Annotated in this window: 23 protein-coding genes; 7 read left to right on the top strand and 16 right to left on the bottom strand. The window is 47.1% G+C overall.

The genetic code is table 11. The features are described from left to right. Positions 1-115: 115 nt before the first annotated feature. The 3 genes from METMI_RS0111130 to METMI_RS0111115 all read right to left on the bottom strand — a co-directional run bounded on the left by METMI_RS0111130 (position 116) and on the right by METMI_RS0111115 (position 3,546). Positions 116-844, bottom strand: a complete 729-nt coding sequence (locus METMI_RS0111130; protein ID WP_019866374.1) for an esterase family protein — start codon at positions 842-844, stop codon at positions 116-118. 43 nt (positions 845-887) lie between these two features. Beyond that, a complete protein-coding gene (locus METMI_RS0111125; RefSeq protein WP_019866373.1) occupies positions 888-1,871 on the bottom strand; it encodes an acetylxylan esterase in 984 nt (327 codons plus the stop codon). A gap of 346 nt (positions 1,872-2,217) precedes the next feature. Then, entirely contained in the window at positions 2,218-3,546 is a 1,329-nt protein-coding gene (locus METMI_RS0111115) for a DEAD/DEAH box helicase (protein WP_019866371.1), read from the bottom strand. Between the two features lie 156 nt (positions 3,547-3,702). On the opposite strand from METMI_RS0111115, the gene METMI_RS0111110 reads away from it, so the two are divergent. Next, on the top strand, positions 3,703-4,392 hold the full coding sequence (locus tag METMI_RS0111110) for a rhomboid family intramembrane serine protease (RefSeq protein WP_019866370.1): 690 nt from the start codon (positions 3,703-3,705) through the stop codon (positions 4,390-4,392). Positions 4,393-4,495: 103 nt separating this feature from the next. On the opposite strand, the gene ylqF is transcribed toward METMI_RS0111110, so the two are convergent. Then, positions 4,496-5,401, bottom strand: coding sequence for a ribosome biogenesis GTPase YlqF (gene ylqF, locus METMI_RS0111105; RefSeq protein ID WP_029151630.1), 906 nt, complete (start codon positions 5,399-5,401; stop codon positions 4,496-4,498). Between the two features lie 113 nt (positions 5,402-5,514). Between ylqF and yfbR the strand changes: the two genes are divergently transcribed. Next, positions 5,515-6,120, top strand: coding sequence for a 5'-deoxynucleotidase (yfbR, locus tag METMI_RS0111100; RefSeq protein WP_019866368.1), 606 nt, complete (start codon positions 5,515-5,517; stop codon positions 6,118-6,120). 86 nt (positions 6,121-6,206) lie between these two features. Here the strand turns inward: yfbR and fbaA are convergent, their stop codons facing one another. From fbaA to hxlA, 7 genes are all read right to left on the bottom strand, one after another. Then, positions 6,207-7,286: a class II fructose-bisphosphate aldolase gene (gene fbaA / locus METMI_RS0111095; RefSeq protein ID WP_019866367.1), complete on the bottom strand. Its 1,080-nt coding sequence runs from the start codon at positions 7,284-7,286 to the stop codon at positions 6,207-6,209. Positions 7,287-7,377: 91 nt separating this feature from the next. Continuing rightward, positions 7,378-8,364, bottom strand: a complete 987-nt coding sequence (locus tag METMI_RS0111090) for a transaldolase (protein ID WP_019866366.1) — start codon at positions 8,362-8,364, stop codon at positions 7,378-7,380. A 156-nt stretch (positions 8,365-8,520) separates the two neighbouring features. Next, on the bottom strand, positions 8,521-9,327 hold the full coding sequence (locus METMI_RS0111085) for a hypothetical protein (RefSeq protein WP_019866365.1): 807 nt from the start codon (positions 9,325-9,327) through the stop codon (positions 8,521-8,523). A gap of 3 nt (positions 9,328-9,330) precedes the next feature. Further along, complete coding sequence (locus METMI_RS0111080) at positions 9,331-10,014, bottom strand: hypothetical protein (RefSeq protein WP_019866364.1); 684 nt, start codon at positions 10,012-10,014, stop codon at positions 9,331-9,333. A 115-nt stretch (positions 10,015-10,129) separates the two neighbouring features. Further along, positions 10,130-12,130 (bottom strand): transketolase, encoded by a 2,001-nt coding sequence (gene tkt / locus METMI_RS0111075; protein ID WP_029151629.1) that lies wholly within the window; start codon positions 12,128-12,130, stop codon positions 10,130-10,132. A 133-nt stretch (positions 12,131-12,263) separates the two neighbouring features. Beyond that, the gene (hxlB, locus tag METMI_RS0111070; protein ID WP_019866362.1) at positions 12,264-12,797 is read right to left on the bottom strand and encodes a 6-phospho-3-hexuloisomerase; all 534 of its coding nucleotides are present in this window, start codon (positions 12,795-12,797) and stop codon (positions 12,264-12,266) included. A 2-nt stretch (positions 12,798-12,799) separates the two neighbouring features. Then, the gene (gene hxlA / locus METMI_RS0111065; RefSeq protein WP_019866361.1) at positions 12,800-13,447 is read right to left on the bottom strand and encodes a 3-hexulose-6-phosphate synthase; all 648 of its coding nucleotides are present in this window, start codon (positions 13,445-13,447) and stop codon (positions 12,800-12,802) included. Positions 13,448-13,833: 386 nt separating this feature from the next. On the opposite strand from hxlA, the gene METMI_RS0111060 reads away from it, so the two are divergent. Both METMI_RS0111060 and dhaK read left to right on the top strand, forming a co-directional pair. Next, on the top strand, positions 13,834-14,667 hold the full coding sequence (locus METMI_RS0111060) for an HAD-IIA family hydrolase (RefSeq protein ID WP_019866360.1): 834 nt from the start codon (positions 13,834-13,836) through the stop codon (positions 14,665-14,667). A gap of 20 nt (positions 14,668-14,687) precedes the next feature. Further along, a complete protein-coding gene (gene dhaK / locus METMI_RS0111055) occupies positions 14,688-15,677 on the top strand; it encodes a dihydroxyacetone kinase subunit DhaK (protein ID WP_019866359.1) in 990 nt (329 codons plus the stop codon). Here the strand turns inward: dhaK and dhaL are convergent. The 5 genes from dhaL to rpoE form a co-directional block, all read right to left on the bottom strand. After that, entirely contained in the window at positions 15,660-16,298 is a 639-nt protein-coding gene (dhaL, locus tag METMI_RS0111050) for a dihydroxyacetone kinase subunit DhaL (protein ID WP_019866358.1), read from the bottom strand. The two genes, dhaK and dhaL, sit on opposite strands and share 18 nt — an antisense overlap. Before the next feature lie 221 nt (positions 16,299-16,519). Next, on the bottom strand, positions 16,520-17,926 hold the full coding sequence (locus tag METMI_RS0111045) for a DegQ family serine endoprotease (RefSeq protein WP_029151628.1): 1,407 nt from the start codon (positions 17,924-17,926) through the stop codon (positions 16,520-16,522). A gap of 139 nt (positions 17,927-18,065) precedes the next feature. Continuing rightward, positions 18,066-19,073 carry a MucB/RseB C-terminal domain-containing protein gene (locus METMI_RS0111040; protein ID WP_019866356.1) on the bottom strand — a complete coding sequence of 336 codons (1,008 nt, stop codon included), beginning with the start codon at positions 19,071-19,073 and terminating at the stop codon, positions 18,066-18,068. Next, positions 19,070-19,612, bottom strand: coding sequence for a sigma-E factor negative regulatory protein (locus METMI_RS0111035; protein WP_019866355.1), 543 nt, complete (start codon positions 19,610-19,612; stop codon positions 19,070-19,072). Before METMI_RS0111035 ends, METMI_RS0111040 begins: the two co-directional genes overlap by 4 nt. Next, the gene (rpoE, locus tag METMI_RS0111030) at positions 19,612-20,214 is read right to left on the bottom strand and encodes an RNA polymerase sigma factor RpoE (RefSeq protein ID WP_029151627.1); all 603 of its coding nucleotides are present in this window, start codon (positions 20,212-20,214) and stop codon (positions 19,612-19,614) included. The genes METMI_RS0111035 and rpoE overlap by 1 nt, the downstream gene beginning before the upstream one ends. Positions 20,215-20,367: 153 nt before the next feature. On the opposite strand from rpoE, the gene nadB reads away from it, so the two are divergent. From nadB to METMI_RS0111015, 3 genes are all read left to right on the top strand, one after another. Further along, a complete protein-coding gene (gene nadB, locus METMI_RS0111025; RefSeq protein ID WP_019866353.1) occupies positions 20,368-21,984 on the top strand; it encodes an L-aspartate oxidase in 1,617 nt (538 codons plus the stop codon). A 92-nt stretch (positions 21,985-22,076) separates the two neighbouring features. After that, entirely contained in the window at positions 22,077-23,474 is a 1,398-nt protein-coding gene (locus tag METMI_RS0111020) for a P-loop NTPase family protein (protein ID WP_019866352.1), read from the top strand. Positions 23,475-23,688: 214 nt separating this feature from the next. Beyond that, positions 23,689-24,057: a hypothetical protein gene (locus tag METMI_RS0111015; RefSeq protein ID WP_232215204.1), complete on the top strand. Its 369-nt coding sequence runs from the start codon at positions 23,689-23,691 to the stop codon at positions 24,055-24,057. Positions 24,058-24,214: the final 157 nt, after the last annotated feature.

Genomic DNA, 24,214 nt, shown 5'->3' with positions numbered 1-24,214 from the left:
CCTTTGGCCAAACCCGTGGCTGGCCTTGCGGCTAAATTGTCGGGTATACCGGTCTCCCCAACACTGATAAGACTAGGGCCAATCTGCAGGGGATTGGCTGGCGGCAAGCCCGAAATCAGATATAAAGCGGAGCCATCCGCCGCCAATAATAGCCACTATGCGCCCGCTCGTCCCAAAGGATCAATTGGTGTGGAATGCCTTTTTTCGTTAACGTTGAACTCAGTTGTTGGTTGTTTTCCAAGAACGGGTCTTCATTACCGATGACCAGAATAATATCCATTGCCTTCAATTTGCTTAACAAATCGTCCCGTTCCAAATTAGGCAGAAAGTGTGACGGGGTATGGAAATACACGTCATCGTTGTAAAAACCATCCAGCAAATCATTAAAGGATTCGACATTTAAGGTCAGGTCATAACGGCCTGAAAACGCCACCAGTTTTTTAAACAAATCCGGATGGCGGAACGCAATCGTGGCGGCATGGAACGCCCCTAAACTCAGGCCATGTGAGATGATACACTCATGGGGGTTCTTGCTGTTCATAAAGGGGATGACTTCTTCCAGCACGTATTCCTCAAAAGCGATATGGCGTTTGATCCGCCCCGAGGGATGCGCCCACCAACAATAAAAACTCTCCGCATACACCACATCAATACAGTACAGCTGCAACCAGCCTTGGTCGATTTTGTGCTGCAATGCCTTCACCATACCCAACTTTTCATATTCGTCAAACCGGCCGTCACGGGTTGGGAAAACCAACACCTTTGCACCCGCATGACCAAAGACCAGTAACTCCATATCGCGTTGTAACTTATCACTCCACATCTTGTGATACTCGCGGTTCATCGCACAACTCCTGATTAATTGTGTTGGGTTATGTGGTTAAAATCTATTTTGCTAGTGGTGCAAAAAATGCTTCCAGCTCATCGACTAGCTGGCGCTGCTGATGTGCTTGGTTAGGATAGTCGTAGTGCCCTGCTTCCAAGACAAACAACTGTTTTTCTCCAGGCAAGGCGTTATAAACCGCAAATTGTCCAGGTGGGGCCACGCATGGGTCAAAGGCTGCGCAGGCACAATGCACAGGGATGTTGATGTATTGGGCTGCTGTCGCCGCATCATAATACTTCAATACTTTCAGGGTCTGCTTTTTGTGTTCCCGGTAATATTGCTGCACACTGTTGGCGCTGCCTTGTGAAGGCAGCCTTAAACGCATAGGTTGGTCACCGAATGTCGGCACATTAAAATGCGCCCTGGCAATACGCGGCTCGACCGCTAAGGCAAGCGCCCCAATACCTCCAGCAAAACTGATGCCTAAATACCCCAGATGCCCGCTTAAATATGGAAATAAATCCAGCAACGCACTAACCGCCAGCCATATATCCTCAACACAACCACCCAGCACATACCGGCCCACATCTTCAATATGATGCCGCACATGCCAAAAAGGGTCGGCTGAAATGTCAGCTTCCCTACTCAAACCTAACCCCCGAAAACAGGGGAACAGCAAAGCCGCATCATGAAAAGGCAGGTGAAAATCCGGCGCATCGCGCCCCCCATAACCATGGCCGATGACAAAGCCCCGTTTGACGACACCGTATTTTGGCAACAACAACCAACAACGGATTTCCCGTTGGTCGGTTGACGTGTAGCGGATATTAAAAACCTGCCAGCCAGATTTATCTGAGCTTAAGAAAGTTGCCTTTGGCAAAGGCGCCACCCGCAACGCTTGTTGGTACCGTTGTTGCCAGTACAGCAAAAAATCTTTGGGCGCTTTAGGTGCGCCCACTTCTAACAAGCGCCCCAAGGAATAACCATAACTGGGGTCAAAACCATATTCGTTGTTGCTGATCACGTTACAACTGTCGTCTGACATGCACTTCCTCAATGACATATTTATACATTTTGTCCATGACAGAAATATTGACAGGGACAAAAGATTTTAAGGACAAACCCAATGGAAAGCCTGGCTGATACAAGCACTGGCTTATAATAGCGGCAATAGAGGGACAGGGCATAGGTGGCAGGGAGATGGCCGGGGTATTGGCAGCAGCAAGCAAAGCCAGTTTGGTGGAACACCAGACAACCTTAGGTTTTGCCCCACCCTGCCATGCTGAAACCATTTAGCGCAGAATACGCAGCGCGCCATAAAGCAACACCGCAACATTGACACGGCTTACCCACACCCTATTTCGCTTAGCGTGCGCCGGGTTTTTTGGCCATTATGCCGGAGTATCCGGCTTAGCACTAGGTACGCGCCGTTTACCGATATTTTTCTTGTCCCGATGGCGGATTTTCACTTTCACTGCCGGTTTTTTTGTCTCTTCATCTTTCTTCTTTTTAGCCCCTACCGCTTTACCGGACGATTTGACTTTTTTCGGGCCCGTATAGCTGCCTTGCAGTTCTTTGATGGTGCGGGGGGTAAACGCTTGTTTCAAAAACCGTTGGATGCCGGACATCAGGTTCCATTCGGTGCTTTTGACCAATGCAATGGCAACGCCCTGTTCATCAGCGCGGCCTGTGCGCCCTATACGGTGGATGTAGTCGATGCCGTTCCTTGGGACATCAAGGTTGACGACGAGGTTGATCCCTTTGACGTCCAAGCCACGTGCCGCCAAATCGGTGGAAACCAAAATATTAACGATGCCGTCGCGGAATAAGTTCATCACGCGTTTGCGTTCGTAATGTTCCATTTCGCCGTGCAGCACGCCGACACGCAGGCCTTGGTTACGCAAAGGGTTTTCCAGCCCAATGGCCTTATTGCGGGTGTTGGTGAACACCAAGGCCTTATCGTAAGTGTCATTGAGCAACAGCCACGCCAATAGGCGTTGTTTATGGTCGTCATCATCGGCCAGGACAATTTGCTGCTCAATGTTGCTATGCCCGTCATGCAGGGTGTTGAGGGCAATGACCTGATGCTGTTTTAAAATCCGGTCGGCGATTTTTATCACGCCGTAATGGGTCAAGGTCGCTGAAAATAGCAACGTTTGCCGGTCAGGGTTACAACGGGCGGCAATCGCCAACACATCGTCACTAAAGCCCATGTCGAGCATCCGGTCGGCTTCGTCGAGTATCAGCACTTCCAGATGGGTGAAATCGGAGGATTGCTGCCTGATCTGTTCCTGCAAGCGGCCAGGGGTGGCGATGATGACATCGGCATTTCTGCGCAACACGCCTTGTTGCTGTTTAAAATCTTCGCCGCCAGTAATCAGGCCAATCTTTAGCCCGGTGAATTCGGCGAGTTGTAGGCATTGTTGGTAAATTTGGCTGGCAAGTTCGCGGGTTGGTGTCAAGATCAGGGCGCGGGTGCCAAATAGGGAAGTGGGTTTGTTGAGCAGGTTCTGGAAAGTCGGCAATAAAAACGCGGCGGTTTTGCCGCTACCGGTTTCAGCACTGACCAGCAAGTCTTTTCCCGCCAGTGCAGGGGTTATGGCATGTTGCTGCACCGGGGTAGGCTGGCTGAAACCCATTTTGGCAATGGCGTCCTGTAAGGCTTTATCCAGGGCTAACTGGGCAAAAGCGGGTGGGTTTTCGATTGTATTTGCGTGCATGAATGGAATAATTGGTGCAGGATGGAATGAAACACGGGCAAGGTTTCTTTGCCGTCATTATAAACGCTTTAGCCAGTAAGCCTCGCTTAATTGTCCGATTGCCAATCGGCCTTAAAATGTTAAGCTTAGGCGACAATCACAATAAAGGGCAATATCATGATTCCAATTCGAGACACCGCACCCTGTTATGCCAAACCGTTGGTCACTTGGGGGATGATCGTGCTGTGTGTGGTGATTTTTGTCACCATGTACTTTATGCCGGAGGCTGAAAGTTATCGGCTGATCAACCAGTTTGGGATGGTGCCGATGCGTTATGCGCACGGTTGGTCTAGTTATAACGGGATAGCATTTGACGGTTATTTCTCGTTTATCAGTAATTTGTTCATCCATTCCAGTTGGACTCACTTGCTGATGAACATGTGGTTTTTATGGATATTTGCCGATAATGTCGAAGACCGCATGGGACGATGGCGGTTTTTGTTGTTTTATCTGATCTGCGGGGTATTTGCGACGGCCTTGCAATGGTATTTTGACCCGAACCTGACGATCCCGGTGGTTGGTGCGTCGGGGGCGATTGCGGGCGTATTGGCGGCTTACTTTTTCTTGTATCCTCTGGAACGCGTAATCGTTTGGATACCCTTGTTTTTCTTGCCTATAGTCATCCACGTCCCGGCCATTTCATTTTTGGGTTTATGGATATTGTTGCAATTGCACAATGCCACCACCTCGCTGGTGTTTGACAATGTCACCGTCGATGTCGCGTGGTGGGCGCATTTGGGCGGCTTTATCGCAGGCTCGGTTTTATACCGTTTCTTTTTGCGTAAGGATTATTTTGACGGGCGTTGAACAGACTCCCTACCCCATAAACCACAAAGCCCTCGGAGATACAAATGACAGCTTCGTGCTTTTCGTGGCTATGTGAAATTATGATTTTTTGAATAGCCGCCATTCATTTGCGCTTTTGTTTTTTTAACAATTTTTTAGCGGCTTTTTCAGCACGGATGATTTCCAATTCTGCCAGTTCTTCAACCATCATTTCAGGTGTTTCCATCGTCATCCGACCTAAAGTGCCCGCTCGGAATTCCGAGATGACGATTTTGGCGACCCGATCATTATCAACCATTCCACCCGCACGTAAACAGCCACGTTGTTTACCTATCAACTCCAATAACTCCGCTTCCCGCCCAGGCAGTTGCGCTAACTGGAAACGTGTTTTAAGCTCATCGGGGTAGTGTTCCAATAAAAACTCGGCAAGAAAAGCGGCTATGTCATCATGTTGTATCGCGGTGTCCTTTATCGCACCCGTAGTCGCCAAACGGTAACCGCTGTTTTTATTGTCAAGGTTAGGCCAAAGCATCCCCGGGCTATCCATCAGGATGATGCCATTGCCAATGTCTATCCGTTGTAGGAATTTGGTGATGGCCGGCTCATTACCCGTTTTGGCAATGGTGCGCCCGGCAAGGATGTTGATTATCGTTGATTTGCCTACGTTGGGTATGCCCATAATCAAAGCATGCAGCAACTGCCCTTCTTTTATATTGACCATTTTGTGGCATAAAGCAGGCAGTTGGCGGATACGCTCCGGTTGGTCGGCGGTGAGCGCCAACGTTTTGACACCTTGCTCCTGTTCCAGATATGTTTGCCACTGTTGCGTCCGCTCAGGGTCGGCAAGGTCGCTTTTGTTCAGGACTTTAATGCACGGCTTGTCACCGCGCAAACGGGCAAGCATGGGATTTTGGCTGCTAAAGGGAATCCGTGCGTCGAGAATTTCGATAATCAGATCAATTTCGGAAAGGATGGCTTTGATTTCTTTACCGGCCTTGTGCATATGGCCGGGATACCACTGAATGAGCATGTTGTTTTTAAACTTTGGAAAGATGGCTACAAGCTGACAAGATAACAGATATGGCTTTAATTCGCTGGACAATCACTTTATCATGACCGTTTATTAGTATTAATTTGAACGTTATGGAAAAAAACACCGTATCCAGCAGTTTTTATGCTTATTTGACACGCTTAAGATGGATTAAGCGATGGGGGTTAAAGCGCAATGCCCATGAAGAAAATGTCATGGAACATAGTTGGGAAGTGTCGGTGATTGCGCATGCTTTGGCGTTGATAAAAAACCGTTATTTTAACGGCACTGTTGACGCCAACGCGGTGGCAACGGCGGCTTTGTACCACGACATCACCGAGGTGATTACTGGCGATTTGCCAACGCCCATCAAATATCACTCTGAAGAAATCCGCAATGCATATAAGGAAATTGAAAAACAAGCTGAAATTGAGTTATTGAACTTATTGCCTTCAGCAATTCGCGCAGATTTTGAAGGGCTCATTTGCCATGACAAAATCCCCGAAGAACATTTACAAATTATCAAATCTGCCGATAAAATTTCGGCTTATCTTAAATGCCAAGCTGAATTAAAAGCTGGAAACTTGGAATTCGAAGTCGCCGCCACACAGTTGGCATTAAAAATAGCCGAATCGAAACAGGAAGAAGTGATTTTCTTTATGCAGGCTTTTGCGCCTAGTTGTGGGTTAACTTTGGATGGCTTGATGAAAACTTATTGAATTTGCCTTTCCATTGGCAAGCCCTGAATTTTTCTCAAAAAAAAGCCGATGTTTTACATCGGCTTTTTTGTAGTGCATCCTTGTTATTACAGACTGTTAACAGCGTTCAAATCCTGAAATGCTTGCTCTAGGCGGGCGACCATACTGACTTCACCAGCACGTTGCCAAACCCGTGGGTCATAATACTTTTTGTTTGGCTTGTCGGCCCCATCTGGGTTACCGATTTGGCCTTGCAAATAACCTTCATTTTTTAGGTAATATTGCCTAATACCGTCCCAAGCAGCCCATTGGGTATCCGTATCAATGTTCATTTTGATCACGCCATAGCTGATGGATTCGCTAATTTCTTCTGGAGTCGAACCTGAACCACCATGGAAAACAAAATTCAATGTATTTGCCGGAACACCGTATTTTTCGGAAACATACTTTTGAGAGTTATCCAAAATTTTGGGGGTCAATTTAACGTTACCTGGCGAATAAACACCGTGTACGTTACCAAATGAAGCGGCAATGGTGAAACGGTGGCTGATTTTGCTCAGATGTTCGTAAGCATAAGCAACATCTTCTGGCTGTGTGTACAACATGGAATGATCCATGCCGCTGTTGTCAACACCGTCTTCTTCACCACCTGTTACACCTAATTCAATTTCCAGAGTCATACCCATTTTGGACATGCGTTCCAAATACTTGCCGCATATTTCGATGTTTTCTTCCAAGCTTTCTTCTGACAAATCCAACATATGTGAACTGAACAGCGGCTTACCTGTTTGGGCGAAATGCTTTTCACCCGCATCCAATAAACCATCAATCCAAGGCAACAAATTCTTAGCGGCATGATCAGTATGTAAAATCACTGGCACACCATAAGCTTCGGCAAGACCATGCACATGTTGGGCACCAGAAATCGCGCCTAAAATAGCAGTTTTTTGGCCTTCCAATTTAAGCCCTTTACCCGCAACATATTGCGCACCACCGTTAGAAAATTGGATGATGACGGCTGATTTAACTTTAGCAGCAGCTTCTAATACGGCGTTGATTGAACCCGTACTGATTACATTAACGGCTGGCAACGCGAATTTATTTTCTTTAGCAATTGCGAATATTTTTTGCACATCATCACCAGTCACCACACCTGGCTTGACGACATCTAAAATTTTTTGTGACATTTAAGTAAGTGTCCTAAATATTGATAAATAATACCGAAGGGATAAAACCTGCCCGGACATGGGATCAAGCCCAGGCATAGCATCAAATTTTTTAACCTTCTAAAGTCGCCAAACGCTCAGCCAACAGTTTTTCCAATGACTCTAATGCAACAGTAAAGCCGTTGATGCCTTCTGCCAACTTATCAGTTGCCATACGGTTTTCCTTATGCATCGCATCGAACACTTCTTTGGTCACATCGATCTTTTGGATGGATAATGTCGCAGCGTGATCGGGATCTAATTTGCGTGGCAAATCACCTTCCGTCGCTTGCAATTCAGCCAACAAGGATGGTGCGATAGTCAACAAATCAGAACCAGCCAATTCGGTAATTTCACCAATATTACGGAAGCTTGCGCCCATAACTTCAGTTTTATAACCAAATTTTTTATAGTAGTTGTAAATTTCTGTCACAGACAAAACACCTGGATCTTCTGCGGCCGGATAAGAATCACGACCAGTATCTTTCTTGTACCAATCAAGGATACGGCCAACAAAAGGGGAAATCAAAGTGATGCCGTTTTCTGCGCAAGCAATCGCTTGGTGCAAACCAAACAATAAAGTCAGGTTACAGTGGATACCTTCTTTTTCCAATACGGCTGCAGCTTGGATCCCTTCCCAAGTAGCGGCAATTTTAATTAAAACGCGCTCACGCGAAATGCCAGCAGCTTCGTACTGCGCAATCAGCTCACGGCCTTTGGCGATAGTTGCATCAGTGTCAAAAGACAGGCGTGCGTCAACTTCTGTAGAAACTCGACCCGGGATGATCTCAAGGATTTTAAGGCCGAAAGATACCGCCAAACGGTCAAACGCCAGAGATACAACTTGGGCTGGAGCCGAATCAGCGCCTAAAGCTTCTCTCGCACCTTTCAAAGTGCCATCAACAATATCTTGATATTGGGGCATTTGTGCAGCCGCAGTGATCAAAGAGGGGTTTGTTGTCGCATCCTGAGGTTTAAAAGTTTCAATCGCTTGAATGTCTCCGGTATCTGCTACAACAACAGTAACCTCTCTAAGTTGTTCAAGTAAATTTTTTGCCATAAACAGTGCCTTCTTATAATAGTAAAAATTTTTTAAATAGCCGGATTGAGGGGATAGTTCGTTGCATCATCATTTAAATCCGACGACACAAACAATAAACAGCATCTGAGATGCTGTTTATTCGTTCCACACATCAAAAATTTGGATCTTAAAAAACTAAGCGCGATTTCTCATATATTTATCGACACCCGTTTCAATAACTTCAATTTTTTGTTTGTTTGCCAAGGTTTGTCTCGCCATGTATTTAGTCACCCGGCTAATTTTTGGCAGACTTTCTTGGTTTTGTAAATATTTGGCAACACCTGTCAATTCAGGCTTTACGACAGCTGGTTTTTCCATTTTAGCAAGCAAAGCTTGCTTCTTCATATACTTAGCAACCCTGCTCAACTGCGGCAAACTTTCCTGCTGTTTCAGATATTTCTCCACACCCGTTAGTTCAATATGCGCTACAACCGGCTTTGCCTGCTTGGCGGCAATAGCTTGTTTAGCCATATATTTAGCCACTTTAGTCGCTTTAGGTAAACTATCTTGGTTTTTCAAATATTTTGCCACGCCACTAAGGACAGGCTTTTCTTTTTGGTTGCTCAAATACTTGGCGACGCCTGTAACTTGCGGTTTACTGGCTGTTTTGGGCGCATTTTTTTCAGCCAGTGATTTTTTCAGCATATACCGGGCGACACCACTGACCGGATTTTGCCGAGTTTTTTCTACATATTTAGCAACGCCCGTAATCACTTGAGTATTTCTTTGATCTTCGAGTGACTCCGCTTCTTCTTTACTCGCCTCTAAAATCTGTCTCTGATTTTCCAAATACCTTGCAACACCAGTCAAACCACTCGCATCGCAAGAATAGGTCGGCAATACTATATGAGTTTCCTCATGCGTCTCATCATGTCTTTTCATAAAAAAGAATAAGCCAGCCACTGCGGGAGGGAGAAAGCCACTCAAGTAATTTTGGTCCATTGCTTATCCCCGGTTACGCATATATTTTTCAACGCCAGTCGCTGCGCCAGCCGCAGTCGATTTGGCGACCGAAACTTGTTTGGCAATATATTTAGCAACACCAGTAGAAGGCAAAGCACCTGCTGATTTGACTTGTTTTTCCAAATACCTGGAAACGCCTGTTCCAGAAACCTTATTTAAATACCTGGATACCCCGGTCAAACCACTTTTTGAAACAGGAACCGTTTTACTTTCCGGTTTTTTAGCGCCACACTTAAACTGGCTCTTAAACAGAAAAGCCCCCACCAATCCCAACGCTATCAAACCGATCAAGTAGTTTGATTGAGATTCTGCTTTTGCTGTCGTAGCAACACTGCTATTCTCAATTGCAACACTAGCATCGTTTTCGTTAGTGACCTTTTCAGAACTGGCTGCGCTTGAAGAAACACTAGGTTTATAGTTAGGGTCACTATAAACAACTTGCGGGCTAAAGTTAGCAGCAGGATATTTCGGATCCACTTCTGAAGAACCTTGCTCCACTTTTGTATCTAATTTGGCCGTTTGGTTATTTTTAGCTATATAGTCGTTATCCTGGAAAACGACTTGAGGCTGAAAATCCGCCGCAGGGTATTTCTCATCTGCCCCTGCTATCGGGCTAGCAATCAATAAGGTTGCAAACAAACCATTTATAAGATTATTTTTTTTCACGTTGTTCACCTTTAAGTCGGAAGAAATAGAGAGAAATCGGTTTACCTAACAAATTGCCTATTTATACAAGTAATCTTTTCTCTCCATAATTAATCAATGCAAATATCCTAAAATTTTAGTCTTGGAGTACCGCTTCTACATTCAGAATTACATTTTCAACAGTAAAACCGAACTCCTTAAATAGTTGCCCTGCTGGAGCTGATTCACCAAAATGATCAATACCAACAATTCTTCCATTAGTGCCTACATATTTCCACCAACCTTCGGTCACACCCGCTTCAACGGCTATGCGATTAGTGATTGTTGAAGGCAATACCGACTCTTTATAGGCAACATCTTGGGCATCAAAAATATTTGTTGACGGCATAGAGACAACACGAATATTTTTGCCGCTGGCTTTTAATTGTTCCGCTGCTTTCACAGCAAGCTCAACTTCTGAACCTGTCGCGATGATGATGGCATCCGGAGCGCCTTCGCTTTCGACTAGAACATAGCCACCACGTGATATAGCACTAATTTGCTCGTCACTACGGGGGACATGCGCTAAGTTTTGACGTGAGAACACCAGAACTGAAGGGCCATCTTTGCGTTCAACCGCCGCCCGCCAAGCAACAGCAGTTTCAACCGCATCACAAGGACGCCAAACGTGCATACCTGGGATTAACCTCAGGGTAGCTGTTTGCTCGATAGGTTGATGGGTCGGGCCGTCTTCTCCTAAACCAATAGAATCGTGGGTATAAACAAAGATAGAGCGGATCTTCATTAAAGATGCCATTCTAACCGCATTACGGGCATATTCGGAGAACATCAGGAAGGTCGCGCCAAAAGGAATAAGGCCGCCATGCAAAGCGACACCATTCATAATTGCGGACATGCCAAACTCACGGACACCGTAATTGACGTAGTTTGCATCTGGCTTATCGGCACGCATGGGCTTATAGCCTGACCACTCGGTCATGTTAGAACACCCTAAATCAGCTGAACCACCAAATATTTCTGGCAATAGCTTCGCGTAGCCCTCAATAGTAGCTAACGACGACAATCTCGTTGCAGTCGTTTTGCCTTCTGCATTGACCGAACTGACGAACGCGTCAGCCCCTTCAGTCCAGCTCGAAGGCAAATCACCCTTCATACGGCGTTCGTATTCTGCAGCCAATTCTGGATAAGCTTCTTTATAGGCCTGGAATTTTCCGCTCCACGCTTGTTCTGCTTTAGCACCTTTTTCTTTAGCATCCCAGCCAGCATAGATTTTTGATGGAACCTCAAACGCGCCATGATCCCAGCCCAATGCCGCTTTGGTCAGATTAATTTCCGCTTCGCCTAAAGGTGCCCCATGGCACGCATGGGAACCTGCTTTGTTCGGTGAACCAAAACCTATTGTCGTTTTACAGCAAATCAATGTGGGTTTGTCTGTAATAGCTTTTGCCATTTCTATTGCTTTATGGATTGCATAAGAATCATGTCCATCAACATCGGCAATGACATGCCAGCCATAAGATTCGAAACGCATTGGCGTATTATCGGTAAACCAGCCATCTACATGACCGTCGATGGAAATACCATTATCGTCCCAAAAAGCAATGAGCTTACCTAAACCCAAAGTACCTGCTAATGAGCAAGCTTCGTGGGAAATGCCCTCCATCAAACAACCATCGCCCATAAACACATAGGTGTTATGGTTTACAATAATATGTCCATCTTTATTGAATTGGGCTGCTAATGCTTTTTCAGCAATGGCCATGCCGACCGCATTAGTGATACCTTGCCCTAAAGGGCCGGTCGTAGTTTCTATACCAGGTGCATAACCATACTCAGGATGCCCAGGTGTTTTTGAATGTAGTTGGCGAAAACGTTTCAACTCTTCGAGGGGCAGATCATATCCTGTCAGGTGCAACAGCGAATAAATCAACATTGAGCCATGACCATTTGAGAGAACAAAACGATCACGATTTGACCATTTGGGATTGGTCGGATTATGGGACATGAAGTCATTCCAGAGAACTTCGGCGATATCCGCCATTCCCATTGGTGCCCCTGGATGTCCAGAGTTTGCTTTTTGTACAGCATCCATGCTTAAAGCGCGTATGGCGTTCGCTAATTCTCGGCGCGAAGTCATATAGTTCTCCTTCCTATTTTTTAATTACTGACCATTGACAACTATCATTTGTATGAGTTTGTCAGAAAATATTTTATTGTTGCCATACAAATAAACCAGGAACGGATTATTTCAATAACCCGTTCCCTTGATATTATTCTAAATTGGCGTGCCTTTCTCTCATTATCTCTTCAGGAATACCTTTCTCATGAATCACATGAGAGATCGTTGACTCCAAAAACAACAATGTAGACAGCTCAAAAACGGTACCCATTGGCATGCCATACACCTTTCCATATTGCTCTGACCGACCAATTTGAAATACGGCATCTGACATATCACCAATTGTAGATTCGCTTTTCGCAGAGATTAACACAATGTTGGCACCTACTTTTTTGGCACTCTTTGTAAAGGCGATTAATTGTTCAGTTTCACCCGAACCGGAAATTATAATTAACAAATCCCCAGCTTTTATACTTGGTGTAACAATTTCACCAACGACACTTACATCGTAACCAGCATGCACCAATCTCATAGCAAAGAAATTGCCTACAAGCTTTGAACGCCCAGCACCCGCTATAAATATACGCTTGGCACTGTCAAGTAATTGCGTCAACTTTACATCATATGTGTCATCTGTTACTTCAAGAATGCTAGCAATCTTTTCAATAACAAGTTGCTGATGCATTTTTATACCTCAGTTGCATCAACCAGTTCACGAATTTCGCGAGCAGCTTCAGCAGGAGATGGTGCACCGTATATAGCCGCGCCAACAACGATAATGTTAGCACCTGATTTAACAACGTCTTGGACAGTTGCAGCTTTGATGCCGCCAGCTACTGAAATCCTGACGTTCAAGCCCAATCTGGCGATGTCATTCAAATCAGAAAATGGAGTGTGGCCAGCAGCTTGTGCATCCAAGCCAGTGTGAATACCCATGATGTGGGCACCTGCTTCAGCAGTTGCACGGGCACAGGCCACTTTGTCTTCGACATTGATCAAATCGATTTGTGCTTCAGCACCAAAAGCGTTAGCGGCTTTGATAACGCCCGCACAAGTTGCAAGACCAGATACACCCAGAACTGTACAAATATCTGCACCAGCAGCATAAAATGGAGTCGCTTCGTATTCACCAGCATCCATGGTTTTAAGGTCAACCAAAATTAACTTATCTGGGAATTTTGCTCTCAGCGTTTTAACCAGATTGACTCCGTTGTGTTTGATGCATGGAGTTCCGATTTCAAAAATGTCAACGTGTGGAGCTACTTGCTCTGCAAGTGCAACTGTTGCGTCGAAATCTAATGAATCCAATGCCATCTGAATTAATGGTCTAGCCATGATATGTGCTCCGAAGGGTTATTAATATTATAGTTGGTTGCATAATTGTTTTGCGGACGTAACTGTAAAGTAGAAAGGGGACTTGTGTCAATGCCCAATGCTCAATGCGCAACAGCCATCACTATCCGTCAAATACAACCGTTTAAAAATATCATAAAAAATCAGATTGTTATAACGAAATCAATCTCACCCTCCCTAGCAGGCTCTTAATTGCCTGGATGCTTTAGCAAATTCACAATTTCCTCCTGATACACTAAGTACGTTTGACCCGGCACCAATATCTTAAAATCCACTGGAGAATTTTGGCGCCCCCGTTTACTGATGCCAAGTCACCGTAAACCTTTTATACTAGGCCGGACTTTTGAAAGCCTCTACTTGAGAACCGTATGGAACCATTTACAAATATTCGCGCACTCATCATCGACATGGATGGTGTTTTATGGCATGGCAACCAGGCCATAACTGGGCTAACCGATTTCTTTCAGACACTCCGCTCACAAAACATCCGCTTTATCCTTGCCACTAACAATGCCAGCCTTACCCCTACACAATACGTCAGTAAACTTGCAAAAATGGGGGTGACGGTTACTGAAGACGAAATCCTTACCTCTGGCATAGCCACCGCGCTATATTTGAGCCAACATGAAAATCCGGCAACAACGAAAGTGTATGTCCTTGGTGAAGAAGGGGCGAGTGAACCGCTAAGCAAGCTTGGCTTTACCTTGACGGGACTGTATGAAATCAATAGCAGCAAAACGCCTAACCAAGGCGCCGACATCGTGGTTTGTGGCAAAGACCAAACGCTCACTTGGGATAAGTTGGCAACCGCGACCCTAAACATCCGCGCAGGGGCTAAATTTATCGGCACCAATGCCGACACCACGTTACCGACTGAACACGGCATCACCCACGGCAACGGTGCGATCTTAGCGGCATTGCAAGTAGCAACTGGCGTAGAACCCACCATCATCGGCAAACCTGAACCCATCATCTATCAACAAGCCATGGCTTTGCTGGGCACGGACGCCTCTGAGACCATTGCCATTGGTGACCGCTTGGAAACAGATATTCTCGGTGCAGTGCGCACGGGCATCCGTAGCCTAATGGTCCTAACCGGCGTATCCACGGAAGAAGACCTCAAAAACTCAGATTACCAACCTACCTGGGTGATGACGGATATCCGCGACGTCACAGCCGCCTTGAAAAACCTAGCCCATTAATAAACCCCGGTTGCCACGCCATGAAAAAATTCATTAATTCAGTTGACACCCTACTTGAAGAAAGCCTGAGTGGTTTCGCAAAAGCCCATGCGGATATTGTGCAACTTAACCGCCAACCGTATTTTGTTAAGCGCAAGCAGATAACGCCTTCAGGTAAAGTGGCATTAATTTCTGGCGGAGGCTCAGGGCACGAACCTTTGCATATTGGCTTTGTTGGCACGGGCATGCTGGACGCCGCTTGCCCAGGCCAAGTCTTCACCTCCCCTACCCCCGACCAAATGTTGGCGGCGGCGCAAGCGGTGGAAAACGGCGGGGGCGTACTTTTTATCGTCAAAAATTACGCAGGCGATGTGATGAATTTTGAAATTGCCGCTGAAATGCTGGAATGTGCCAATGCATCAATCCTTATTGATGATGATGTTTCCCTACCCAAAAACCACAGTACCGGCAGGCGAGGCGTGGCAGGCACGCTGATAGTCGAAAAAATAGTAGGGGCGGCGGCGGAGCGGGGTGCGGATTTGGCGAGCTGCAAGGCTTTAGGTGAAAGGGTAACCCGCGCCACGGCCTCTATGGGGGTTGCGCTTAGCAGCTGCACCGTACCCGCTTTAGGGTACCCCACTTTTGCCATCAACGACGACCAAATGGAAATGGGCGTTGGCATCCATGGTGAGCGGGGTCATGTCACCCTGCCATTAACCAATGCCAAGGAAATTGTTGCGCAGTTGGTTAACGCCATAAAAGAAGAACTGGCGCCCCAAAAAGGCCAAACCGCCCTGTTGCATGTCAACGGCTTCGGCTCAACGCCATTATCGGAATTGTATTTGATGTACGAACTGGCCGCGCAGCAATGGGAAAATCATGGTGTAAAAATAGCCCGTTCCCTAGTCGGCAACTACACCACCTCGCTGGACATGGCGGGTTGCTCAATCACACTCAGCCTAATGGACGACGAATTATTGGCGTTGTGGGACGCCCCCGTGCATACAGCCAACTTACGCTGGGGTTGCTGACAACACTGTGCAAATGGCGCAAATTACCAGTTGGGATGTTTTCGCACCCGCATCAATATGCCCGCGGGTGCGTTCTTCCAAATATGAAGCACGCCCTTTGGTCGCCAACATATCGCGGGTAGACTCCATACCCGCAATGGCGACTTTGCCAGTGTCCTCCAATACATCCGCCATAGCCGGCGGATTACCGGCAACCTGGAGCAAATAGCCCGCCACTGGAACCAAGACATCCAGCATCGTCTTATCACCCGCATCAGATTTCCCGCGCAATTTCACGGACTCCACACCCTGCCCAAAAGCAGTGGCGAAGCCTTTCAAATTTAATGGTTGCCCCTTAGCGGCTTTCGCCATCGCCACAAACAACGTCCCCAGTAAAGACCCTGAAGCCCCACCTACCGTGGACATCAAAATCATCCCTATTTTTTGCCAAGCTTCGGCCCATTCAAGTTGGCTTAACCCGTCGCGTTGCGCCATCAAGGCCTGGATGCCGCGCTGTAAATTAACCACATGGTCGCCATCACCAATCGCCTGGTCCAGCTCGGTCACCGCGTCGGCATTTTGGTTAATGGCATCGGCAACCGCTTCGATTAATTGCGGCAATAGTGCTGGGGAATAAGTCATGGCAACCCTCGGTTTTGGCGTGCAAGCAACCCACAAGAAATATTGAACAAACCAACCGGGACATCGATTTCATAACGCAATCTGGATGCGGTATGGATGCCAGTTGGCAATATATTGCAGGGCCTCGTCCCCTGCACTTTAATGCGCCTTAACAAAGCGGGGCGTCTTCACTGGCAGTGACCCGCCCCGCTTAGCAGGCTAACTTTTCCAAAATAAACAGGCTACTTGTCTATCTTAAGCGCCAAAAATGCAGGGCTGCCCCGGCGCTGTATCAGCACCGCAACCGATTTGCCTACAGACAGATTTTTTACCGCATGCTCAAAATCATCAAGCGTACGGATGACCGTATTTTGGATCCGTAATATCACATCGCCCCGCTGGATACCGGCATCTTTAGCGGCGCCTTTGCCAACCTCCTCAACCACCACACCACCGGCCGGCATTTGCAAGGCTTCCTTTTGTTCGTCGGTCAAGGCATTGACGGTGACCCCGATTTTGTTCATCGGTTTGGTTTCGGCCTTCGCTTCCGCCAACTTTTCTGGCTGGTCGGGCAACAAGCCGATTTTGAAACTGACGCTCTTAGTTTCACCTTGACGGATGATTTTCAAGGTCGCTGTACTATCAATCGCGGACATCCCGACCAATGGTGGTAAATCACCGGAGTTATCAATGGCCTGCCCGTTAAACTCGACAATCACATCGCCCAATTGCAAATCGGATTTTTCTGCAGGGCTGCCAGGCATCACCTTGGAAACCAATGCACCTTGCGGTTTCTTCATGCCGAACGACTCCGCCAACTCACGCGTGACATCTTGGATTTGCACGCCCAACCAACCATGCGACACCTTGCCTTTGGTTTTGATTTGGTCGACGACATTCATGACCACATCAATGGGAATGGCAAAAGACAGCCCCATAAATCCGCCCGTACGGCTATAAATTTGTGAATTGATACCGATAACCTTGCCATCCATGTTAAACAACGGCCCGCCAGAGTTGCCCGGGTTGATGGCGACATCGGTTTGGATAAACGGCACATAGTTGCCGCCTGGCAAGCTACGGCCTTTGGCGCTGACGATACCTGCCGTGACGGATTGCTCAAAACCAAACGGCGAACCGATGGCCAACACCCATTCGCCGACTTGTAATTTTTCTGGTTCACCAATGGCGACGGCAGGCAATTGGGTGGCCGCAACCTTAAGCAAGGCGACATCAGTACGTGGGTCGGAACCAATAAGCTTAGCCACCAATTCACGCCGGTCTGAAAATTTGACCACAATTTCATCGGCATCCTTGACCACATGATGGTTGGTAAGGACATAGCCATCCGGCGAAATGATAAAACCCGAACCTAAGGACTGGGTGTCGCCGGAATCGTAACCGTCACCGTTGCCTTCCGGATTATTGTAAAAATGCTTGAACAGCTCTTCCATTTCTGGCGGCATACCTTCCGGTAGCTGTGGTTTGGCTGCGCCGTCAGGGCTGGGTTTGGCTTTTTGTGTCGTGCTGATATTGACAACGGCAACGCCATTGGTCTTGACCATTTCTGTAAAATCCGGCAGTTGGGCCAATACATTTTGGCTCACCAATACCCCCAAAAACATACACAAACTCACGATTCTGAGCATATTATCTCCATTTCAGGCAATTAAAATTAAGTGGTCAATCAAAAAGTTTTAACACAGGATGGGATACGGTTGAAAAACCGTTCCGACTACGGGCGTTTACGCAATACCAAGTTAGCTATGGCCGGATGGCGCCTGGCCTTTACCGCACCCGCAGCTTAGCATTATCAGCAATCAGCCGGATGGTCTCAGAGGGAACCTCACCCATCACGGTCAATTGGAAATCACCCAGCGAATGGCTGAAGAAGTTGACTGCATCTACTGATTGCACACCATTTGTGTCATTGTTTACTAGTGGCTGGGCGCTATTTTTGTGTTCCATATAAACGGAAACGGAAGCAAGGCCATCACTTAATAATAAATGGTCAACAGGTTGCTCAGATTCATGCATCGGTTTACGGTCGAAGAACACTTCCTTGAAACCCTTAGGAATGGCTGCCATCACAAAGGCGGCCTGTGCTGACGAACCCGAAGGGCTTTTTTGAGATGGCAGGGCACCGTCGGCAAGTGGCTTCATATCAATAAAGGGTAGCGCATCCTTGACGTCAAGCTCGGTGAACACCAGCTCTTCGAGCACGGCACCCTCCAAATCATAAACGACAACCTTAAGCGGCAAAAACCATTGCCGGCCCAACCACACTTTTCGCGCATATCTCAGATTGTCTTTTGGTTTTATGGCAATGACATAAGCGGGTAACATGGCGACATTTTCTTCGCCCACCATCTCGATACCGTAAGCGGCATCTAATTGGTTTATGTCATTCGGCATATCAATCAGAAACGAGCGTTCAAACGGGCGTTGGTCAATGACAAGCTGTTGGGTAGCCTTATAGAGGCAGCTAACTTCCCCCGTTTCCCGCACCACCTCGCGTAGCGGGGAATTCAGGGACAGCAGATGTTCCTGTTCGCGCCCACGGTTAGCCGCATGGGAATATTTCATAGGCTCCAATTTGCCGTCGCGTAGAAATGCCACGGTACCTTGATAATTCAGTGTCTGCATGGCATGTGCCATTTTTGCCAGGGCTTGCTTGCCATCCACCGCCTGCCAGGCTGGGCGTGCTTTGGTGTTAGTGGGGAGGGCGTTTTCTGCCGATACAGTGACCGTTAAAAAAACGGGAAGGATAAGAAAAAACCACTTTACCACAATCATTTTTGGTTATAAGTCGTTACGCGGGTCATGGATTGGAGGTTCGGATTATTGACATAGACACTGCCGTTATGTGCCTGAAGATAATCATTGATACGCGCATTCAGGGGTTGTTCCTCTGGATTTGGTTTTTTGGCTTCAACGGGGGAATTCGGTAACGCTTTTGGGGGTTGCTGTTGGGCGACTTGTAGGCTGGCCGGGGCTGTTCCATAAATATGCGGCAGGGAACGCACGGCAACCACCGACACCACCGCGAGCGATGCCGCTAACGCCAACCATTGATAACCTCGGTTCATCGGCTTTTTGGATGGCAATAAATAGATGGGTTCGTGCTCCAATTGGGCAGCTATTTTTGCCGAAAAATCGGCTCCCAAAGTTATAAATTGGTCAGATTTCATCGCATGGCTGATAGCTTCAAAGCGGCCCATTTTCTGTGCCAAACTTGTATCGGAGCGCATTTTTTGCAATAAATCCAAGGCCTCGTCATAGTGCAGTTCATTATCAAGAAATTGGGAAATTTTCTGATTTAACTCTTCTTTCATCAAAAGTCACCGTGTGTAAGCAAGGGGTTTAATTTATTATCAATAGCTTCTCGCGCCCTGAAAATGCGTGACCTGACCGTCCCAACGGGACAATCCATCGCTTCAGCAATTTCTTCATAACTCATGCCTTCAAATTCACGCAGCATAATGGCCGTGCGCATTTCTTCAGGCAGGTTATCAATGGCAAGTTTGATTGCTTTAATGATTTCTTCGTTTAACAACAATCTTTCGGGTGTATCGGTGCCTTGCAATTGAGGGGCATTTTCCATTGCTTCAGCGTCTTGGATATCAACTTCATATTGGCTACTGCGTCTGGAACGCGACACCAGATAATTTTTTGCGGTGTTGATGGCAATCCGATACAGCCAAGTGTAAAAGGTGGAATCACCGCGAAAACTGCCTATTGCACGATAGGCTTTGATGAACGCTTCTTGGGCGACATCTTGCGCCTCACTAGGGTCTTTAAGATACCGGTTAACTAATTGGACAATTTTATGTTGATATTTGACAACTAAAAGGTCGTAAGCTTTTTTATCGCCTTGTTGTACACGCACGACCAACTCTTCATCGAGTTGTTCGCTAGTCCTCTTTTGACTGTTCACTACGGCTCTTTAATGTTGGGATAGACAGGATTAATCTGAATAAGTTCTTTTGTGACAAAATTGTGTTATCACTTTAAAAGAAGGTATTATCGCTAATCTGCGATAACTAAGCCACTCCCATGAGCTGGCTAATCCTACCTTTTATTTTGTTTTATGCTGCCTTATTCAAAAAGTTTTGCAAGATGTTTTGATGTTTTAATTATTGGTAGTGGCGGGGCTGGACTGAGTTTGGCCCTTAAACTCGCAGGCCATGGCACCCAAGTTGCCGTGTTGTCGAAGTTCGCGTTGACCGCAGGCAGCACTTATTACGCACAAGGCGGCATTTCTGCCGTTTTTGATGCCGAAGATTCCATTGAGTCGCATATCGAAGACACCCTTGATGCAGGTGCGGGTTTATGCAACCCTGAAATCGTCAGACTGACGGTCACCCATGGCAAAAGTTCCATAGAGTGGTTACGCCAGCAAGGGGTCGCCTTTACCGAAGACGTTACCCCGACGGGCGAAAAAATCCTGCATCTCAACCGCGAAGGCGGGCACTCCCACCGCCGCATTGTCCACACGGCGGACGCCACCGGTAAGGCGGTGTCATTGTCGCTGATTGAGCGTGCCCAGGAACATGAAAACATCCATTTATTTGAACACCATAATGTGGTCGAACTGATCACCGGAAACGCGGACAATAACATCGGCAAAAAAATTATTGGCGCTTATGTCTTGGATTCACAACAACAAACCGTGAAGACTTTCACCGCGAAAGTGGTGGTGTTGGCGACGGGCGGAGCCAGCAAGGTGTATTTGTACAGCACCAATCCGCAAAGCGCGACCGGGGACGGCATTGCCCTGGCTTGGCGGGCAGGCTGCCGGGTCAGCAATATGGAGTTCATGCAGTTCCACCCGACCTGCCTGTTCCACCCCAAAGCCCAATCCTTTTTGATCAGCGAGGCGGTCAGGGGCGAAGGGGGCAAATTAATTTTGCCGGATGGCTCGCCGTTTATGCATAATTTCGACCCACGGGCCGAATTGGCTCCGCGTGACATTGTCGCCAGGGCCATAGACCACGAAATCAAAAAACGCGGGATTGATTGTGTCTATTTGGATATCAGCCATAAATCTGAAGAATTCATCCTGAAGCATTTCCCAACCATCCATAAAAAATGCCTAAAATTTGGCATAGACATCACCAAACAGCCTATCCCTGTCGTGCCCTCCGCCCATTACACCTGCGGTGGCGTGTTGACCGACAGCTACGCCCGTACCGACATAGGCAACCTCTACGCAATTGGCGAAGTCGCCAGCACGGGTTTGCATGGCGCAAACCGCATGGCGAGCAATTCCCTGTTGGAGTGCCTGGTGTTTGCCGACCGGGCCAGCCAGGACATTTTGGCAAAATTAGACAGCATCCCCTTCCCCCCTAGCGTGCCGGACTGGGATGATTCGCAAGTCAGCGACTCTGATGAAGAAGTCGTAGTCTCCCATAACTGGGACGAATTGCGCCATTTTATGTGGGATTATGTGGGTATCGTCAGGACTGACAAACGCTTATCCCGCGCCATGAGCCGCGTTGAATTGCTAAAACAAGAAATCAATGAATATTACCGCTATTTCCGCGTCACCAGCGACTTGCTGGAATTGCGCAACCTGGTGATAGTTGCCGAATTGATCATACGCTGCGCTATGCAACGTAAAGAAAGCCGGGGATTACATTACACCTTGGATTATCCGGATACGGACAACAGCAAACCGCCACAAAATACAATTTTGATACCTTAGCGGGGCATTGATGGCTATATAATTCGGCTATTTCGGGTGTATACTTCGCCCACTCCTACACTATAAAAATTAAAAAATACGGGGATCTTCTGATGACTGAAAAGACCACTAGCAAATACCTGCTCAACTTAGAAAAACAATTCGCCCATGACAATCCGGTCTTGCTCCAAGCCTTAAAAGTCTTTCAAGAAGTCGACCAACTCGAATATGAGCTAGGCCTTATCCAAGCAGATGAAACGACTGCCAGCAAACATTCCTGGTGGCCTATCGTCAGCCTGGTTGGCGGCAATTCCAACGCCAAATCCCGCTTTATCAACAGCTATCTGGGCACAGGCCAGTTGGTGTCGGGATTGCAAACCTCCAGCCACAAATTCACCCTCCTGATGCATGGCAACCAAGCCAATTCCAGCACCTTACCCGGCACAGCCCTGGACGTCGACCCGCGCTACCCGTTTTACAAGATCAGCAGCAAGATCGAACAGCAACAGGAAGGCGAAGGCGGCCGCATCAATTCTTATCTGGAGCTAATAACACTACAAAGCGATCATTTAAAAGGCAAGTTGTTCATTGACGCGCCGAACGTCGCCACCGCAATGGCGACGCCAGTCATTTCAATGCTGACAAAGCATACCATCGAGACCTCTGATTTGGTTTGTGTGTTCAGCGACATATTTGATACCGATAACGAGTTGGCCAAAGAGCTTATCGGCCTGCTCGTCCTGTATCAGGACACCAATAAATTCGTGTACCTGATCGACGAGCCAACCGCCAACTTAAGCACCACCAACAACAATGCCATCATTTCCTTATGGCAACGCAAATTATCCGAACTTGGCCTTAACACCGGACAATTTATCGTATTGACCAACCAACAAAATTCGGCAAACCCTTCAGGATCAGGCTATTTTGCCGAAATTGACCACCGGATGGCCAATGTCGCCCATGGGCGTTCGTACCGTGTCTTAGACGCCTTGGAAAAAAATATCAATGACATCCAGGACGTGGTGATACCTGAAATCCAGAAAGGCATTTCCGCATGGAAAGACCGCGTCAACATGTCAACCCTGGTCATACTTAGCTTTATTGGCTCCCTGGCGGTATTAGCTGAAATCCAAATGGGGATTTTGGAATTTCTAATAGACCCGATTATCGGCCCCATCATTGCCGTGGTGTTGTTTGTCGTCATGATCCCCTTACACCTGATTGGCAGCAAATTGCAGGCAAAGTTAATTAGCCTCAGACTGGTGGCCCGGCAAAAAGAGCTGCATTTGATGGAAAATTTGAGCAATTTATTTGAAAAGAACCTGACATTTGGACGTATGCTGTTGCCCGCCAAAGACCCGGTCGGTTGGAATAAAAAGACCAAAGCCCATTTGCTGCAACTGCGCGAAAAAACTGAGGAACTGGTGCAATCCTTGAACGACAATTTCAGCAACTATCAGGAACCCGCCAAGAATAACCAACCAGCAAGTTTTAAAGAGTTTCCATAACACGCCTGGCCACTATCACCATAACAAGGGCGAAATTATTCTATAGCAGCAAATCAACGGCATTCATTGCTAAAAACTAACTATGGAAACTTTAAAACATTATCTGCCGCTATGCTGGTTTAGATCAAACCCCATCGAGCTAGTAAGATCCGTCAGTTTTTTAAAACAAAACATCATCTTTTACTTTGTCGTAGAATTCTTTTTGCAAGCGAACATGACTGATGACCCGGTAGAGTCATTTTATGAAGTCAGCTTCGAAACGCTTTTGACCTTGTTGTTTATCTGGGTCATGCTCGCCCTTAACCGTTCCCTATACGGTTTCATCCAGGTCGCGAGCGCTATCCTTTTTTGTTCCAATGCCGTTTCATTTCTAGTGATACCCGTCCTGATCTGGTTGACCATGAGTGAAAACACCATCAGCTATTACCTTGTCGGCATATTGCTGGCCTGGGATTTTACGTTAACCACTTACGTCATCAAACGGGTGTTGGTACTTAATGTCGCCGCCAGTGCAGTTGTCTCGCTGTGTTACGCCGCATTTACTTATTTTGGCGCGTATACACTAGGGCAGCTCATCCAATAAGCGGCTTCCCATACAGTTAAAAAACCATTCAACCCCCACAAAACGCGAAGCCCATAGCGCGCCGTCACCCCCCCATAACCTCGTGGGCTTCTTGTTAAAATGGACAAACTTAAGCAAGTCCTTCCTAGTGCCCAGTCATTGATTTTTTGTCGGGCCA

This window comes from Methylovulum miyakonense HT12 (assembly GCF_000384075.1).
Taxonomy (GTDB): Bacteria; Pseudomonadota; Gammaproteobacteria; order Methylococcales; family Methylomonadaceae; genus Methylovulum; species Methylovulum miyakonense.
The sequence above is the reverse complement of the archived record's forward strand: the minus strand, read 5'-3'. Positions and strand labels throughout refer to the sequence as shown.